This window comes from Gluconobacter sp. Dm-74 (genome assembly GCF_018256135.1).
Classification (GTDB): domain Bacteria; phylum Pseudomonadota; class Alphaproteobacteria; order Acetobacterales; family Acetobacteraceae; genus Gluconobacter; species Gluconobacter cadivus.
Window position 1 is genome coordinate 95,519 of the sequence record NZ_JAERLX010000005.1, and the last position, 17,806, is coordinate 113,324.

At 57.7% G+C, this 17,806-nt stretch carries 14 protein-coding genes; 1 reads left to right on the forward strand and 13 read right to left on the reverse strand.

Translation table 11 applies throughout. From position 1 onward, the window contains the following. Positions 1–31: 31 nt before the first annotated feature. The 8 genes from JK208_RS09280 to JK208_RS09315 all read right to left on the reverse strand — a co-directional run bounded on the left by JK208_RS09280 (position 32) and on the right by JK208_RS09315 (position 9,395). Positions 32–1,051, reverse strand: coding sequence for an ABC transporter permease (locus JK208_RS09280; RefSeq protein ID WP_194262488.1), 1,020 nt, complete (start codon positions 1,049–1,051; stop codon positions 32–34). Beyond that, positions 1,041–2,546 (reverse strand): sugar ABC transporter ATP-binding protein, encoded by a 1,506-nt coding sequence (locus JK208_RS09285; protein WP_211565522.1) that lies wholly within the window; start codon positions 2,544–2,546, stop codon positions 1,041–1,043. Before JK208_RS09285 ends, JK208_RS09280 begins: the two co-directional genes overlap by 11 nt. A 37-nt stretch (positions 2,547–2,583) precedes the next feature. Next, positions 2,584–3,516 (reverse strand): substrate-binding domain-containing protein, encoded by a 933-nt coding sequence (locus JK208_RS09290; protein ID WP_062108616.1) that lies wholly within the window; start codon positions 3,514–3,516, stop codon positions 2,584–2,586. A 55-nt stretch (positions 3,517–3,571) separates the two neighbouring features. Then, on the reverse strand, positions 3,572–4,054 hold the full coding sequence (locus tag JK208_RS09295) for an RpiB/LacA/LacB family sugar-phosphate isomerase (protein WP_211575799.1): 483 nt from the start codon (positions 4,052–4,054) through the stop codon (positions 3,572–3,574). 34 nt (positions 4,055–4,088) lie between these two features. Further along, positions 4,089–4,898: a triose-phosphate isomerase gene (locus JK208_RS09300; RefSeq protein WP_211575800.1), complete on the reverse strand. Its 810-nt coding sequence runs from the start codon at positions 4,896–4,898 to the stop codon at positions 4,089–4,091. A 184-nt stretch (positions 4,899–5,082) separates the two neighbouring features. Further along, a complete protein-coding gene (locus JK208_RS09305) occupies positions 5,083–6,066 on the reverse strand; it encodes a hypothetical protein (protein WP_211575801.1) in 984 nt (327 codons plus the stop codon). Between the two features lie 3 nt (positions 6,067–6,069). After that, complete coding sequence (locus tag JK208_RS09310; RefSeq protein ID WP_211575803.1) at positions 6,070–7,779, reverse strand: glycerol-3-phosphate dehydrogenase/oxidase; 1,710 nt, start codon at positions 7,777–7,779, stop codon at positions 6,070–6,072. Continuing rightward, positions 7,776–9,395: an FGGY-family carbohydrate kinase gene (locus JK208_RS09315; protein WP_211575804.1), complete on the reverse strand. Its 1,620-nt coding sequence runs from the start codon at positions 9,393–9,395 to the stop codon at positions 7,776–7,778. Before JK208_RS09315 ends, JK208_RS09310 begins: the two co-directional genes overlap by 4 nt. A 342-nt stretch (positions 9,396–9,737) precedes the next feature. On the opposite strand from JK208_RS09315, the gene JK208_RS09320 reads away from it, so the two are divergent. Next, the gene (locus tag JK208_RS09320; RefSeq protein WP_211575936.1) at positions 9,738–11,189 is read left to right on the forward strand and encodes a phosphomannomutase; all 1,452 of its coding nucleotides are present in this window, start codon (positions 9,738–9,740) and stop codon (positions 11,187–11,189) included. Between the two features lie 49 nt (positions 11,190–11,238). Here the strand turns inward: JK208_RS09320 and JK208_RS09325 are convergent, their stop codons facing one another. From JK208_RS09325 to JK208_RS09345, 5 genes are all read right to left on the reverse strand, one after another. After that, positions 11,239–12,204, reverse strand: a complete 966-nt coding sequence (locus JK208_RS09325; protein WP_211575805.1) for a hypothetical protein — start codon at positions 12,202–12,204, stop codon at positions 11,239–11,241. 35 nt (positions 12,205–12,239) lie between these two features. Then, positions 12,240–13,115 carry a glycosyltransferase family 2 protein gene (locus JK208_RS09330; protein ID WP_211575806.1) on the reverse strand — a complete coding sequence of 292 codons (876 nt, stop codon included), beginning with the start codon at positions 13,113–13,115 and terminating at the stop codon, positions 12,240–12,242. Position 13,116: 1 nt separating this feature from the next. After that, complete coding sequence (locus JK208_RS09335; RefSeq protein ID WP_249202064.1) at positions 13,117–14,142, reverse strand: glycosyltransferase family 2 protein; 1,026 nt, start codon at positions 14,140–14,142, stop codon at positions 13,117–13,119. A gap of 368 nt (positions 14,143–14,510) precedes the next feature. Further along, a complete protein-coding gene (locus tag JK208_RS09340) occupies positions 14,511–15,599 on the reverse strand; it encodes a glycosyltransferase family 1 protein (protein WP_249202065.1) in 1,089 nt (362 codons plus the stop codon). Positions 15,600–15,613: 14 nt separating this feature from the next. Next, a complete protein-coding gene (locus JK208_RS09345; RefSeq protein WP_211575808.1) occupies positions 15,614–17,791 on the reverse strand; it encodes a polysaccharide biosynthesis tyrosine autokinase in 2,178 nt (725 codons plus the stop codon). Between the last annotated feature and the right edge of the window lie 15 nt (positions 17,792–17,806).

A 17,806-nucleotide genomic window follows, 5' to 3' on the forward strand; every position in this document is an offset into this window, starting at 1 on the left:
TTTCCTCCAGTCGTGTCCCGCAGCGGGACAGTCAGGCTGCATCACGGTTGAGGTAACGTCGGGCCAGTGCGTCGAAGGAGATGGCGAGGACAACGATCCCGCCGCTGACGACCGACTGCCAGTAGGGCGAAATTCCGAACAGAACGATGATGTCTTCGATCATGCCGATGATGACTGCACCCAGAACCGCTCCGACCGGGCTGCCGATGCCGCCGGTGGTCGCGACGCCGCCAATGACGGCTGCGGCGATGGGTGCGAGAACCCATGTGTCACCGATGGAAGGCTGGGCTGTTCCCAGGCGGGCGACCATCAGGATCCCGGCAAGGGCGGACAGGAATCCGGCGAGGGCAAAAGCGCCCATGCGGATGGCGTTGACGCGGATGCCCAGCATCCGGGCGGCGTCCGGGTTGCTGCCGATCGCGTAGATGTAGCGGCCGACAGGTGTGCGGAACATGACGAACGCCACAACCGCCAGACACACCAGAAGCACGACGAACGGCACGGGAACGCCCATGACGAGTCCACGTCCGAGAAAGGAGATGTCGCGCGGAATACCCGTAATGGCCACGCCTTTGGTCGCAACGAGGTTGGCGCCGCCATAAACGCCAGCCATACCGATTGTCAGCACCAGAGAGTGAAGGCGGAGTTGCGTAATGAGCGCCCCGTTCAGCAAGCCGCACCCGGCTCCCATCAGCAGGCACAGCCCGAGCGAAAGCCAGGGGTTCAGCCCAAGCTGCACCATCAAAATACCGCCGACCACGCCCGCCAGACCGCCAATGGCGCCAACAGACAGGTCAAGCTCGCCCAGAATCATGAGGACGGACTGTCCGATCGTGACCAGCCCGACAAAGGCCAGCGCACGCGCGATTATCATCATGTTGAAGGACGTCAGGAAGTGCGGCGACAGCGCACAGGACGCCCCGAAAATGATGACGAGCGCGGCGATGACGCCGCCCAGCGGATTGCCGACCAGACGCGACACCAGAGCCTTCATGGGTGGAAGTTTCGGTGGCTTGGACGGCGCGGCGGGGAGGGTGGTTTCAAGCGACATGACGGGTCTCCGGGGCGCCGATGATCGCGCCGACAAGCGTGTTGACGTCGGTGGTGGCCTGATCGAACGAACCCGTGATCCGGCCGGAATACATGGTGATGATCCGCGAGGCGCAGCGCTGAAGCTCGGTCATTTCGGACGAAACGAGGATGATCCCCACGCCTTCTTCGGCAAGCTGCTGCATGATGCGGTAAATCTGGAACTTGGTTCCGATATCGATCCCTTTGGTGGGTTCATCGAAAATCAGGACGCGCGGCCTGCGGGCCATTGCGCGTCCAATGATTGCCTTCTGCTGGTTGCCGCCTGACAGATGAACGATTTTTTTGGACGCGGAGGACGTCCGGACGTCGAACTGCTGGATCGTCTCCGCTACGACGTCATTTTCACGCCGGGAGGAAATGATGCCGCCGCGCTTCATGCGATCCAGAACCGAGAGGCTGATGTTTTCCCGCACGCTGAGCAGCGGGAAAATGCCGTGATGTTTGCGCTCTTCGGAGAGGTAAACCATCCCCATCGCTACGGCACGGTCCGTGCGGCCACGGGGGATTTCTTCTCCGTCGAGGAAGCACTGGCCGGATGTCGCCCGATGATAGCCGAAAATCGTCTGCATCAGTTCGGAGCGGCCCGCGCCGACAAGCCCCGCAAATCCAAGGATCTCGCCCCGGCGCAGGGTGAAGGAGGCGTCCGAAAACCCAGGTCCTGAAATTTGTTTAGCGCTCAAGATGGTGTCGTTTTCACTGACGGCGAAACGCGGCTGGAACTTCTCTTCCAGCGAGACGGAACTGCCGGACATGAGCTGGATCAGGTGCCCTTCCGTCATGCCCTGCATGGGGTAGGTGCCGACGCTGCGGCCATTGCGCAGAACCGTTACCGTGTCGCCCAGCTCAAAGATTTCTTCCATCTTGTGGGAGACAAACACGATCGCGCAGCCATCATCGCGCAACCTGCGGATGATCCCGAACAGATGCTCGGTTTCGTTCGCCGTCAGTGAGGAAGTCGGTTCATCAAGGATGAGAACCCTGAATTCCTCACGGCAGGCCGCGCGCGCGATCTGAAGAAGCTGCTGGTCCGGCACGCTGATGCGGTTTACCAGATGTCCGGGTTTTGCATGAATGCCGAAGCGCTGGATGAGGTCTGCTGCCGCCTTTTCCATGGCACGCCGCGACACAGTCAGATGGCCGAACCCGGAGCGGTCGAAGGGCATGAACATGTTCTCGGCCACCGTCATGGAGCCGAAAAGGCTCAGCTCCTGCGGTACATAGGCGACCTTCGTAAACAGGGTGCGGTCCGCCAGCGCGTCTCCGTCTTCGATCAGGACGCGGCCCTCATCGGGGGCGACGAGGCCGGTCAGGACCTTGATCAGGGTGGATTTTCCGGCACCGTTTTCGCCCGCGAGAATATGGATTTTCCCCGGCTCCAGCGTCAGATCCACATGATCGAGCGCGACCACGCCGGGATAGGTCTTCCGTACGGCTTCGATCTGAAGAATTGTCATGGTCGTGTTTCCCTTGTCCTGATCGTACGGCAAGATGTCAGAGGGTCTTGCTGGTCAGAAGATCAATTCCGGTATCGATATATTTGGGTGTCTTCTGTCCCATGGCTTTCTGCCAGGCGGAGATGACGGCCCAATAACCCTGCATTTCGGGGCGGCTTGAGGCTGAGGATTCCGCTACGCCGTCCTTGATGAGCTGGATCATGTCATTGAGGTTGTCGAGGCCGACTTCCTTGACTTTGCCGGTCTTGCCGCCCTCACGGATGGCCTGTCCGATGCCCACCGGTCCGGAGGCATCGCAGGCGACCCAGCCCACTAGGTCCGGATGGGCCTGCATGATGGCGGAGGCCTGTTTCTGGGCGGTTTCGATGCTGTCATTGTCGATCCCCGTCGCGACGACTTTCATGTCGGGGTATTTTGCAAAGACCTTCTTTTCACATTCGGCCCGAAGCGTATGGTTTGGCGCTGTGGGCACACCCATCATGATGGCAACCTCACCCTTCTTGCCAACAAGGTTCGCTAGCCGCTCGGCCGCCATGGTGCCCTGTTCGCAGAAATCCGCGCCGACGGCTGTGATGTCCATGCCTTCGGGAGGCAGGGAGTCGAACACCGTCATCGGGATTTTCTGGTCTGCCGCTTCGTCCATGGCGGCGCGGTTGCCCTTCTCATCCAGCAGATCAAGAATCAGGCCGTCGGGATGGGTTGCGACAGCGCGTTCGATAATGTCGTTCTGCGAAGACACATCGGCTGTTTGCGGCGCGCGGTATTCGATCTCGACCGGGCGGCCCGTCGCTTTGGTGATCATGTCGCCAGCGGCCTTCGCCCCTGTCATGGCCTTGTCAAACCACGGATGGACCGTTTTGGGAATCAGAACGAAATGCAGGGGCGCGCCACTCTCCGCCGCACAGGCGACGCCGGAGGACAGAACTGGCGCAGCCGCCAGCATTGCGGCAAAAGCGAATGCCGTTTTCATAACTCTGTTCTTTCGAAAATCAGCCAGAACCTGTTCGGGCTGAAGGTTTTTTATTTCAGCAGCTCATGTCCGCAGAGACGGGCTGCCGGTATTTCCTGCCGAGTGCATCAATGCCGGCGATATTGCGCGCCGATGCACTTTTGGGATCGAAGGTGCAGGCCAGCCAGGCTTCCACGATCGACTTCGCCACTTCCGGTCCGATCACGCGTGCGCCCATGGTGATGATATGCGCGTTGTTCGACAGGGCTGCGCGTTCGGCGGAATAGGTGTCATGGGTCAGCGCCGCCCGGATGCCGGGAATTTTGTTGGCGGAAATACACACGCCAATTCCGGTTCCACAGCACAGAATGCCCCGGTCGAATTCACCGCTCAGAACCGCCAGCGATACGCGCTCGCTCAGTTCGGAATACAGTTCGGCCCGTTCATCTTCGGGATGGGACATGTCGACGACGACATGGCGTCCAAGCGTCGAGAGATGCTGGGTCAGAAGTCTCGCCAGACCTTCGCCGGCGCTGTCTCCACCAATGGCAATACGCATGGTCATTTTCCTGTTCTTGCGTTCAGGCGACCGTTCAGGCCGCTATTTTGTCCGAAACCAGATCACGCACACTGTCGATGAGAGCCATGAAGTCCGTCGCCTTCCAGGCCGCCCGCCCGATGAACACACCATCCACATCCGCAAGTTCGACATAGCTGCGGATGTTGTCCCGCGAGACGCTCCCGCCATAAAGCAGCGGGATGCGCGCGCCCTCCGCACCTGCGAGGTCCTGCACGACGCGCCGGAGCCGGGTGTGAACATCCGAGACGAAGCCTGCGTCCGCCGGGCGGCCGGAAGCTCCGATGGCCCAGACCGGCTCATAGGCAATCAGGACATGCGCCAGATCGTTTCGCGCCACACCATGCAGTGCGATCTTGGTCTGCCGGGCCAGCGTTTCGTGCGAGACACCAAACTCGTACTCGTTCAGCGTATCGCCGATGCAGATGAGCGGGCGTAATCCGTGGCGGAGGGCTGCGTGAACCTTCAGGTTAACGGTCCAGTCCGTCTCGCCGAAATGCTGGCGACGTTCGGAGTGACCGATTTCCACCATCGAAGCGCCGCAGCCCCGGATCATCTCCGGCGATACTTCGCCCGTCCAGGAACCGCTGTCTTCCCAGTGCATGTTCTGCGCGCCCACCATCAGGGCGCTGTCTTCCAGCACGGTGCAGACATCCTTCAGAGATGTGAAAGGCGGGATGACGAAAGGCTGGATCCCCTGCGGCGGAACAAATCCTTCAAGGGCCTGCGCTGAAGCGATGGCCTCGGCGGGTCCCTTGTTCATCTTCCAGCTCGTTCCGATCCAGACCTGATCCATTTCCGACCTTCCGAGAGGCTGAATGTTCATCCCGATTCTCCGTGTTGCAGACCGGCATATGTTAGCTTGAGCGTTAAAGCATAACATAAAAGAGTTACCAATACCAAAAATAACGATACAAAATTTAGGAAGTTCAGAAGAAAAATCCTCTTTGAGGGCGATTTTCTTCTGAATTCTTGGGAAACCCGCTCTGCTTTATAATCACATAAAAATGTTACGCTGCGCGCTCCAGCAGGACCGCTTCGGTCACTACGCTATCCAGATCCGCCTCTCTGAGGGGCGGTACGCCCTGAGCGCCCAGTTTTTCATGATAGAGATGTGTTGCTTCTTTTGCCGACAGCGCGCCGTCGGTCACGCTGCGCATGGCCTCGATCAGCAGAAGCGGGTCATCGGCATCCACGATCTTGCGGCCGAAAAGCGCTGCGCGCGCACCACAGCACTGCGCCTGATGGATCAGTTCCAGACAGTCGCGCGTTGTTCCGCTGCTGCCCCCCATGATGCCTACGATCACGGAAGGGTCGAACGCACAGAGTTCGCTCAGGGCATCCGCACCGTTGAAGGGCACCTTGAGGAAAATGGGGCGTTCTTCACGCCGCAAACCTGCCAGACAGCGGACGATCATGTCGTTTAGATAAAAGCCGCGATCCGCCTGTGCGATCCGGCCTTCATTGGGATTGAAGACTTCAAGGAAATACGAAAAGCGGCTTTCTTCGGCTTCTTCCCGAAAGCGGGCGAATTCTTCCAGCGCGAAGCTGTCCTGCTCGGCGTCGCCGTTGAAGGTCATAGAATATAGTCCAAGGCTGGTCTGCGCTTTTTTCAGCGATGCCGAGCGAAACGGAACGGATTTCTGGGACTGGTAGGACCCACCCCGTCCACGCCACAGATCCGTCGTGTCATTGGCTCGGATCGCGGACTGGATCCGGGTTCCGGCAAAACCGTCTTCCGCGATCAGGGTCTCCAGAATGGAGGCCGACGTCAGCATGATGTCCACGATGTCCTGCTGGAGGATGCCGTGGATCACGTCGACATATTCGCGGCGCGTTCGGAAACGGGAATGACCCTGTCTGGGGTCGCGACGCAGGCCTGTGGCGCTGACGCCCGCGGCCATGTCGGAATCCTTGGCATCTGCGAGAATGAAATCCGTACGGTCGTCCTGACCGGCCAGCATGCGCGCGATTTTTTCTTCGTAACGGTTCATGGTTCAGGCTCTCAGGGCTGTCTGTGAGGGGGAGGTGTCGGGGAGGTCGCCCTTCAGGTTGTGGCGCTCCTGCGCTTCTTTCCAGGCGGCGCGGCACTGCCGGTCCGTTTCCTGTGCGCTCCATCCGAGAGCTGCACCCACGACACCGCCCACCTCGAGAACGACGTCGGGTGTGAGGAGGCCGCTCAGGGCAACCGGCGTCCGGCGAAAGAGAACATCGGAAAGGGTGCGGACCAGTTCTTCCGAAGTGATGAAGGCCAGTTCGCGACGTGTGTAGGTCGGGAGTGTCCGCAATGGCGCGTCGGCTTCCTTCTGGCAGAACACTGCAAAAGCGCGGGCGCGCGATCCGTACCGTTCCAACAGAATTCCGGCCCTCTGGCGCGGCATGCCATAGGTCACGAAAAACTCGTCCAGATACGCGGAATAGCGCTCCGGCGCCGGATAATCGCGGCCGCCGCCAATCGGGAAAGTCTTTGTGGAGAGGTGCCGTGCAGCGCCCAGCGTTTCAAGCAGCCGGTCTGCAACCTCTTCGGCCAGTCCACGGAATGTCGTCCATTTCCCGCCAACCAAGGATAGCAGCGGCGTGTCTCCAAGCCGGTTTTCATGCACGATATGATCGCGGCTGATGGCTCCGGGATCAGACGCATCGGTCGCGGGGAGGGGGCGGACGCCACTGTAGCGGTAAACTACGTCATCAGAACTGAAGCTGAAGCCGGGGAACAGATCCGCGACCATTCGCAGCATGTATTCCTGTTCGTCATCGGTGCAGATGGCGGTATCGGGATCTTCGATCCGGATATCCGTCGAGCCGACCAGAACGTGACCGTAAAACGGATAGGCCAGACAGATCCGTCCGTCCGGCGTTCCGAAATACATCATGCGTCCTTTGAGTTCGCGCAGAAGCCCGTCATGCCGCAACAGCAAATGCGAGCCCTTCGTGCCGCCGATATAACGCGTCGTCTCGCCGAGGACGGCATTGATGCGATCGATCCACGCGCCTCCCGCATTCACAAGCGCCCGTGTCCGGACATTGCGTGTCTCTCCGGTGATGCTGTCTCTGAGATGAAGAATACCATCGGCAAATGAAACCGGAACGGTATAGGTCGCAATCCCGCAGCCGGTCCCGACATTCAGCCCGTCCTGCACACATTCATAACCAAGCCGTTCGGGCTGGGTGATGGCCGCGTCATAATATTGTGCGGTGGCGAGAACGTCCGTCGCCATATGTGGCCATTCTTCCCGCGTTCTGCGATTGAGGAACAGGCTGTGTCGAGGCATGACACGTGCGCGCCGTCCCAGAAAATCATAGATCTGAAGTCCGGCTTCCAGCACCAGAGCCCCCCGGTCCGTCATTTTTCCGCCCAGACGCAGGAATTTCCTTAAAGACGGGACGATGCCGCCGAACCAGGAGCGGATTGGCAGAACCGTTGGCAAGGGTTTGACCACATGCGGCGCATTCCGTAGCAGAAGATTGCGCTCCAGAGTGGACTGCGCAACCAGGCGGAATTCACCCGTTTCGAGATATTTGATTCCGCCATGGATCAGCCGCGAGGGCGCGCAGGAAGCACCAGAACAGATGTCGCTCCGATCAACGAGCAGGACGCGCAGATCCTGTAGGGCCAGTTCGCGAAACAGCCCGGCTCCGTTGATGCCGGCGCCTATGATGACGACATCGAACTCCGCGTTATCGCGGATATCTTTCAGTCCACTCATGGCCGTGCTCCCTGTGTCATGGTGCCGGCCATCGCGTAGTTCAGAACCGGTCCGGCCTCCACGAGATCGTTTTCGCGAGATCGTTCTGTCGTGGCAGGCTTCAAGGAGGATGTTCCGCCATCATAAAGATCTGACCAGAACGGCCTCATGGCTTGTGTCAGTGCGACATAGCGGCGATAAATTCCCTCATAGACGCGTTCGCGGTCCGGCTGCGGTCTGTAGGTGTGCATCGGCACGTCCTGCGCGGCCACGGCATCTTCAAGGTTTGCGTATAATCCTACGGCAACACTCGCTGTCAGAGCCGCGCCGAGTGCTCCGGCCTCGCGAACTTCAGGGATGCGGACAGGCATGCCCAGAATATCCGCGAACATCTGGGCGATAGCAGGCTGTCCGCTTCCACCTCCCGAAATTCCGATCCTGCGGACGGGTCCGGTCTGTTTGAGGGCATCGACATGTTCGCGATGATTGAAGACAGTGCCTTCCACCATTGCCTGAAACAGGTCCGCCCGATCATGCCAGGACTGTACGCCGAACAGGGACGCGCTGGCGGGTGCGTCATAGGGCGAGCCGAACAGGAACGGGTGATACAGCGGAACCGCAGGACGGGTTCCCGGCTGGGACAGGCGCGCTTCTATTTCCGCAGAAAGGACACGGGCCGCGTCCTGATCTCCGGGCATGAGGATTTTTGCCAGCCATTCGAGATTGCTCGAAGACGCCGGAGAAATCGCCATGCAGTTCCACAGGCCGCGACGATATCCTGCCCGACAGGCCCAGCCTTCCCCGACGACAGGCCGGTCGCGAAAAACCTCGTTGATCGAAAAGGTTCCAGCCGTGATCGACAGATCGCCTGCTCTGGTATGGCCCAGACCGACGGCTGCGGCCGTCACATCATGCAATCCGACCGAAACGGGCGTGCCGGCCACAAGTCCCGTCAGCGCTGCGGCTTCGGCGGTCACAACGCCACCCTGCTCACAGGAGAGACGCATTTCCGGCAGCGCAGCCCGAATGTCCGCAAGGCCCAGAACATCCAGCAGGTCGTCGCTGTAATCCTGCGTGTACAGATCGGTGAAAGACGTGCTGGCCTCGGTCAGATCCGTCGCGATTTCACCCGTCAGACAATAACGGATCCAGTCTTTGGCAAAAATCACGGCCCCGATTGCCTGATACCGTTCCGGTTCGTTGTCCCGGATCCAGGCGAGCAGGGTATTCGCCGAATAGATATACGGACGCTGCCCCGCGATCGGGAGCGTCAGATCGGAAATACCGTCACGCTTCCATCGATCGTGAATGGCCGTCGCCCGACTGTCGAGCGACATGATGCCCCGACCAAGTGGATTTCTTGAGCGGTCAAGTAGAAAAACACCATCCCCGTGCGCGGTGACACCGACAGAGGCAATGGCATTTCCGTCCAGCCCCGCGGTGCTCAGCGCATCGCGAATGGACCCAATAACGGCCTGCCACGCTTCGTGCATATCGCGCTCGACATGGTGCGGGCGCTCCATGTGCTGTGCAACACGGCGTCGCCCTGTTCCGACGATGGCCCCTGTGGACGAAAACACAACGGCTTTGGTCGTGGTGGAACCGCTATCGATTCCGATGATGAAATCCCGGCGCATTTCTGGCCCTCCAGACGGCTTCAGTGTCAGGGACACGCAAATTCGAAGGACAGCCATATCACCGATTGCGAGATATAGAACACATATATCTGTGATATTTTAAGATTTAGTGTGACTTATCACGCTGATGCCCCGATGACGGGCCAGAAATCTGATCTGCTGCGGATAACCTGCACGGTTGTCATCACAGCAACCGTGAGCCATAAAAACAGGGAATGCTTCTTCTTGAGTGGATGCAAAAAGAAGCGCGTCTTACTGCCCGCAATCAGGCACTGATATGTCCATCCATCGCCTGTTTTTCTAACTGTTTGGGACTGATTACATATGAAAATAGCTGACTGGATGGTGGAATCAGGCGTTGCGTTTGGAACGAGCGGCGCACGTGGACTTGTGACGTCCATGACGGATGCTGTCTGTTTTGCGTATACCGTCGGCTATCTCAAACATTTACGGACGTTGGGAGAGTTTACTCCCGGCACATCCGTCGCCATTGCCGGAGACTTGCGACCGAGTACGCCGCGCATTTTGCGCGCCTGTGCGGCTGCCATTCTCTGGATGGAAGGCCAGCCTGTAAACTGCGGCTTTGTGCCGACGCCTGCTCTGAGCCTTTATGCGTTTGGCAGGGGTATTCCGTCCCTTATGGTGACGGGAAGCCATATTCCGGACGACCGGAACGGCATCAAGTTCAACCGTGCGCGCGGCGAATTTCTTAAAAGCGACGAAGCGGCCATGCGGCATGAGGACGTCACGCTTCCGGAAGGCTGGTTTGATGAGCAGGGCGCGCTGAAAATTGAGGTCACAGTTCCGCCTCTGACTGATGTGCTACCGGAATATGTCGCCAGATATGTCGATTTCTTTGGTCCGACAGCGCTTTCAGGCCTGAAACTCGGAGTCTATCAGCATTCTGCCGTGGGGCGTGACGTTCTGGTGTCCGTCGTCGAGGCCCTCGGGGGTGAAGCCCATCCTCTGGGACGCTCCGACGTGTTCGTTTCGGTCGATACGGAAGCTGTGCGCCCGGAAGATGTCGTTCTAGCGCGGGACTGGGCACAGACCGGACAGTTCGATGCGATCCTGACGACGGATGGTGATTCCGATCGTCCGCTGCTGGCGGATCAGAATGGTCGCTGGCTCCGGGGGGATGTGCTGGGTATTCTCGCGGCCCGCAAACTCGGCGCCGTATCCGTCACAACGCCCGTCAGCAGCAATACGGCGCTGGAAGCGTCCGGCGTTGCGCCCTTCGTTCAAAGAACGCGCATTGGCTCGCCGTTTGTCGTGTCAGGCATGACGGATGCTGTGGAAAAGGGAAATGTTCCGTCCGTTGGTTATGAAGCCAATGGGGGCTTTCTGCTTGCCAGCGATATCGAGCATGGCGGCCGACGTCTCGTGGCTTTGCCGACGCGCGATGCCGTCCTGCCGATGCTCTGTGCGCTGGTTTCCGCCAGAAGCGGGCAGAGCGGGCTTGCGGAACTGCTTGAGACACTTCCGCCCCGTTTCACGGTGAGCGACCGTCTAAAAGATGTCCCCACAGAGCAGAGCAAGGCCCGTTTGGCCCTCCTGCGCGAGGATGTTCCTGCTATGAGTGGCGCTTTGGGCTTCGTGGAGGCCTGTGGGCCTGTCGCGACCGTCGATGAGACGGACGGTATCCGGATGACGTTCGAACGTGGTGACATCATTCATCTGCGGCCATCCGGGAATGCGCCGGAATTGCGGGTATATGTTGAGTCGGCGACCTCCGAACGGGCCGAAGAACTCCTGACACTGGGTCTTGAATCTGTCAGGCGCTGGATGGTGTAGGCTACAGGCCCCTGATCAGGCTTTGCACCTCATCAGGGGCTTTGTCTGATCAGTGAGGATTGAACGCCGGAAAGGCGGGACCATAAACGGCGGCGGGGCCATTCATGATGCCGATCTTTCCGCGGACACCATAAGTCTGGGCTGGAAACTGGATGGTGCTGTAGGGACTGTCGCTTTGGACCCAGTAATCACTGCTGGCCTTGCCGCCAGACTGGTTGACAAGAACGATCGATCCGGTGGTCATGTAAAGAGACCCTGCTGGTTTTCCGACCAAGGCGTGCAATCGGATCGGAGGCGTCTGCGGAGGAGCAAGTTCGATATGCCCGTCGAACGTCCACGGACCGGAAATGAAGGCGGTTGTCGCATTATAATCGAGACGTGATGCGAGCCAGTCCAACTCCATGCCGCCTTCATCATCGACGCCGAGTGTGTTGTTGAAAACATTGACGTCTTCCAACGCAATCCGCTCACCGGCATCCGAGGGGTTGGGAATGGTATAGATCCCCGTCGCGTTATTATGGATCTGAACATGCGAGAGACCGAAAACATAGGCATGGTTCCCGAAAGTCAGTCCCCGCCGAAAGCCTGAAATGGAGACGTTTTCCAGCGTAATTGCAGCGGCACGAATGTTATCATCATCTTTGTTGTCCAGAACGATTCCGTCTGCTTTGGACTGACCGGTCAGAACAAGATGATCGATGCTGTTAGAGGCAGTATCGTAACTTTCCGGCTGCCCTTTCCCGTCTGATGAGACAAGAATTGCAGGTTGCCCATCGGGAAGGCTGGAAGCGTCCAATACGCCATTGGTCAGAGTTGTCGTGAGCGGATTGAGGTGCAGGGTGTTCTGAAGTCTGTAAACCCGTCCGTTCAGATCGACCCGACAATGGGCTGGCCATGCGGGACAGGCTGCGATCATCGCGGCCGGATCATTCGGACGGGCAATGGCAGGAGAAGTGGAAATCGACACTGCCACCATGCTGGCGACCGCGAGGATCTTCAGTAAGTGAACTTGCATGGCGGTCTGTCTTCCTACTTACAAAAAAACGTCTGTCAGGAAAGAATTTTTCCTGCCCTATGCCGGGCTGCCTTACTGGCCGCCTGGCAGAAATATCCAGACAATCGCCCCTGAAGCATCTTGAAATAATAGGCTGTCATTTCAGATCGTCTGCGGATGATGCTGAGACAGATCCCTCCGAAGGGGCGGATAAAGAATGTCATGACTGTTTTCAGGGCTGCACGGTTCTTGCGAAGGACGTACCCCATCCCAATGCCATAGTCATAGGCCCGTTCACGGTTGAGAGTGGGTGGTTTGTCCATATGGCGGACCAGAAGGGCGCGATCGTGGTACCCTTTCGATCCTACCGCCATCAGGCGGAGGGCAAGGTCGGGGCCCTCTGCAGACCCAAATGGGGCGCCAATCCCCAGATCTTCATCGAACCCATTGATTTTTTCAAACGTGTTGCGCGGCATGAAAAAATTGAACTCGATTAGCCCAGTCCAGATGTTATGCTGGTTCAGATTCTGGCTTTTTCTCAGCCAGCGCCCCATGGCTGTGGGGGCGCCGTCCAGATTGAGCACGGCACCAGTAATGAAGCCTGTATCATCTGTTTTGCGGAAATAGGCGTTCACCCGTTCCAGCGTGTCGGGCTCGTAAATGCAGTCGTCGTCCGGAAAGGCTATGAGGTCGCCCACTGCGAGGTTCGCGCCAAAATTGCGAGCATAACGCAGTCCGTTGATCTCGGGGCGAAGGTGTTTCAAAGGCCATTTGGCGCTGTATCGAGCGACAAGATCTTCGTAGATGTCCGATTGACTCTGATCGACCAGAATGACTTCGAAATCTTTGAACGTCTGTTTCTCTAGCCCCTGCATGAAGGCCTCGACTTCGGCAGGGCGGGCCAGAGTCGAGACAACCAAGGAGAATCGCATCTCAGGAAGCCTTTTTATTTGAATGAAGTGTTGCAGCTCGTTCTGGCGTAATGCGGTTCCTCAGCAGGTCACCAAGTCCGATCAGATTGCCTAGCAAACGGCCTTTGCGGTCGATGTAATATTCGGGTCTGAATGATTTCAGGGTGTTAATAACGAGATGCCGCCCTGCGCTTTTCAGGGCGTTGGACCAGGGATACGTTCCTTTCTGGGCCAAATAGATGCAGTTGATGATCTGGGAGTAACCCAGCCGCAGTTCGGAGCCTTTCCCGGTCTTGTTGCCAAGGTGCACACCTTGCGCGCTGTTGACCTTGACGACCCTGCCGTGGGGCAGAAGAGAGCGGGAAAAATCTATGTCTTCATACCAGGAATAGAGAGGGAGTCTTTCATCGAAGCGCGCGCCAAGACGTTTTATGGCGGCGCAACGGAACGCCATGTTGCAGCCGTAAGTGTTGAAAGCATCTTCGATTTTAGAAACTGCCGCTGTGTCAGCTTGAGCGTTCAGACGGTTTGCATCTTCAATCAGCAGACCGGGCCCTTGTGCGCCATCCGCTAGAACGTGTCCTGTTGCGCCCAGAATATTGGGATTGTCACGAAATGCTTCGATGATACGGGCGATATATGTCGGGTGGGGGAAAAAATCGTCATCGAAAAACAGGACGATATCTTCGTCTTTAAGGCGGTCAAGGATGACATTGCGCTGAACGGCAGCTCCCTGATGCCCGGTGACGAATTCGACTGAAGCCATGTCCCGAAGCGTCTGGGGAATAGCGGAAATATCGTCCGGTTTAGCGTAACTGATGATGATTCTGTGCGGTTTGACGGTTTGATGAGCCAGTTGACGCACGAGTTCGGCCAGAATTGTTGGACGGCTACTGGTGGCGATACCCACGACGACCTGCATTTTTTCTGTAAAAAGAACAGTCTCTTCAGTGTTCGTGGGTATCGGCTGCATCTGTCGGTTGTCCTCATGAGAACCGTGAGGGCAGAGGAGGTCTGCCGAGGGCATCTGGGTTGTATCGGGGGTCATGAATTAATTCGATCCGACGTTTACAATACGGTTGCCACGCTGTTGCGCTAGGGAGACGAGCACGTCGCGGGCTTTTGTAGCGTGTGTCATATCGAGGTAAACGGAACATGAATGATCGTTGTTACGGATCGTCAGATTGTAGCGACTATTGACGATTGTTATAAAACGACTGTTGGCATTCCATAGAGCCATGTGGCTAAGTGCGGATGTAGGAACCGGATCAGACGCGAAAAGGCGTTTCGAGGCTCCATCCATGACTGTGCACCATAAGACCATCTTTCTTGGGGAAAGGCCTGCGCTCTCGTCCTGTGCATAGGCAGGTACGATGGCAGCGATGCCAATCATTATCGCCAATAGGCGGGAAGCTGTCAGCATTTGGCAGATTCCTCGCGCATGATGTCTAGGAGCTGTCTTGCGGCGATCGTCCAGCGGTATTTCTGAACCTGTTCGTAACCCGCGCGGCGAAGGTCATTGGCGCGCTCGTGATTGTCGAGCAATTCAATGACACGCGCCGTCAGATCGGCGGGGGCTCGACCGAACAGGGCGGCTTGACCGCATACTTCGCGCAAGACGGGAATATCGCGTGCAACAACTGGACAACCGGCTGCCATAGCTTCTACGGGCGGGAGGCCGAAACCTTCATAGATGGACGGAAAGACAAAACAGGCGGCTTCGCTATAGAGCGCGTGCAGCTCCGCATCCGTGACCCTGCCGACATAGGTTGCGTGTTGCAGATCAGGAGCGCCTGCGCTGAAAACCCGTCCGTTCATTCCACCGCTGATGACGAGTTTGATCCCGCGCTGACCCAGCGTTGCGGCGAGGTGATCAAGGGCTGCAAAATCTTTGTGAGGTGCTTTGTTGCCAACTGCCAGAACGTATTTTCCGCTTTCCAGACCATGGGTCTCTAAAATGGATCTGTCCGCCGCAATACGGGTGGCATGATCCGCACCCTCGGTGATGACGCTGATACGTGCAGGATCGATCTTTAAATGACGTGCGATGTCATTTCTGGAAAACTCTGAGACCGTAACGATGCGCGTTTTGCCCAATGCCAGAAGGCGATGCAAAATCTTGTAATAGGCGCGAAACTGACGCGAGTAAGACTGTGGCGTTGAAAAGACACCGGCATCATGAATGACAACCAGTTGTCGACTATGCCGCGATGACAGGCGAAGAGGGGCCGTATTGCCCAGATTCACGAGTAATCCTGATGCCGCGGCTTTTGGTAGATCAATCTGTTCCCAGATCTGCCCCTGGAACCGGCCACAGGAACGTGCAGGAAAACCAAGATCGACAGACACTGAAGTCCCGGGATTTGTCCGGGGTGTCAGGAGTTCTGGGGGTGGCAGATCCGCAGGCCAGATTTCCGAAAGGGCACGCGTAATTTCCGTCGCAAAACGCTGAACGCCACTGAGCGACTGGACGGAAAAGCGTCCGTTAAGGAAAAATTTGCTCATTGGAGAAACAGCCATTACGAAGAAGAAACAAGTTTGCGATAGTGTGAATAATCACCCATACGAAGGCTTTCTTCCGGTCGCAGGTTTTCGATATCGACAAAGGTCAGGACCGCGCCCAGACAGTTTGCGTGATGTGTCCGCAAAATTCTCTGCGTTTCGATCACGGCACTTGCGGATGTCTGATGCCATTTGACGGCGATGATGACACCTTCGGCAAAGGACGCCAGAACGCCCGCTTCGGGAAAGCTCAGAATGGGTGGCGTATCGATAATGATCTGATCGTATTCGCCGCGATGCTTCTCCAGAAATTCTCCGAGGGCGCCGAAATTCAGGACGCCGGGTTCGCCTGTCTGGCTGGCGACGAAAATATCCAGCCCCGGGAGGGCATCATGGATGAAACCTTCTTCGTGTGCTCTGAGGTCGAGCGCCCGCAGGACGCTGGGCCGATGGGCATCACAGTCGATCAGAAGAGCGCGTTTGCCGAGTGCCCCGATGCTGGCAGCCAGCGAAATAGCGAGCGTGGTCTTTCCTTCGCCGCTCTCCGCAGAGGTGATGACCGTGATCTTCGTACGGATCGAGGGATTGCCGAAGGTCAGGATAGCCCGCATGGAGTTGAGCATCCGGCCATACAGGGAGTCTCCGGATGTCAGTTGTTCGCGAAGCGAGCCTCTGAAACGCGGGAGTGCGCCGAGCCCGAACAGTCGTGTCTGCTGCTCCAGTTCGGCGAGCGTCCGCAGACTGCTGCGGGAGCGGTCACGTAGAAGGGCCGCACCAGCGCCCAGCCCCAGAGAAACCAAGAACAACAATATGCCATACTGCTTCTTGGGCGGCCCCGCCGGCCCCAGAGGCTGGTTTGCCGGTGTAATCAGGCGCGCCTCTGCCTGCTGAATGGTGGTTTCTGCGGACACCTGACCAAGGCGTGAGAGGTAGTCACGATACAGGGTCTGTGCCGCAGTTGCTTCCCCCACAAGCTGGCGAAGCCGGATGTCTGCGTGTTCTTCCTCCGTGACATTCGCCTGCAGGGCGTTGGTGCGCTCTTTTAAAGCATTGACCCGCTGCTGGGCAGCGTCCGCTTCGTAACGCAAATTCTGAAGAAGTTTCTGGCTCTCTGCCGCAATCTGGGCATCGATGCGTGCGGCCTGGGCGCGGGCTGCGACCAGCTCCGGGTTCTGTTCCAGTGCCGTGGATGCGAGTGTCGAAATACGGGCGTTGATCTGGGTCTGCTGAAGTCTGAGGCCTTGAATCAGGGGGGAGGCGGTGATGGCAGTAATGGTTCCAACGTTACCGCTAGAAGCAGCCTCGTGATAAATAGCCTGTTTGCTCGCCAGATCTGCTTCTGCTTCGCCGAGTTCATGATTCATCTGTGTCAGATGAAGGTCATTGGGTGTGGCAGGCAGTGCAATACGGGCCGTCCGACCAGAATCGCCGCCCGAATCATCGCCCAACAGGTAGAGATTATGCTCCTGCCTGTACCGCGAGAGTTCCTGTTCGGCTTGGATTGATCTTTGGCGCAGGGGAGCGATCTGTTCCTCCAGAAGGAGGCTCGCGTTCCGTGCGGCCTGAATCTTGGCCTGTTGCTCGAAATCGAGATAGGCTTTGACGTAGCCGTTAGCGATGGCGGGCGCCAAATCAGGACCTGCAGATCGTGCAGTAATTCCTATGATCGCGGAGCGCCCATCATTGCTGATGTGAACTTTCCCCATGAGCAGACCGGAAACCACCTCGTTACGTTGCTGCGGCGTCAGAGGAGGGGAGGCTTTTTGAAGGCCAAATCTTTTCTTGAGTTGTGATAGAAAAGAAGGATTCAAAGCCTTGACGTATTCAGGAGTGTCCGCGAGGTGCAATCGTTGCGTCACCATCAGGGCAATGGTTGGGCTTTTGAGGATATCAATCTGGGTATTAAGGGCGACCAGATCCAGAGCACGGTCTGCATAAGGACTGAGTTCCGATGGGGAAATCATGCCTCGTGCACCGATCGCAATTTCGGCGACAGATTCGTAGTAGGGCTTCAGTGTCGCAATAGCGGCCGCTCCCAGAAGGAAAGTGCCGCCCGCAACGGAACACATCAGAAGTTTGTGTTGGCGCAGGATGGAGAAAATTCTACCGAAACCGGCGAATTCCTGCTCGGGGGCAGGACCAATGTCCATCGGGGAATATTGTTGTGGGGGCATTGCACCGGAAATCTGGCTCATGAGTGATGTGTCCTG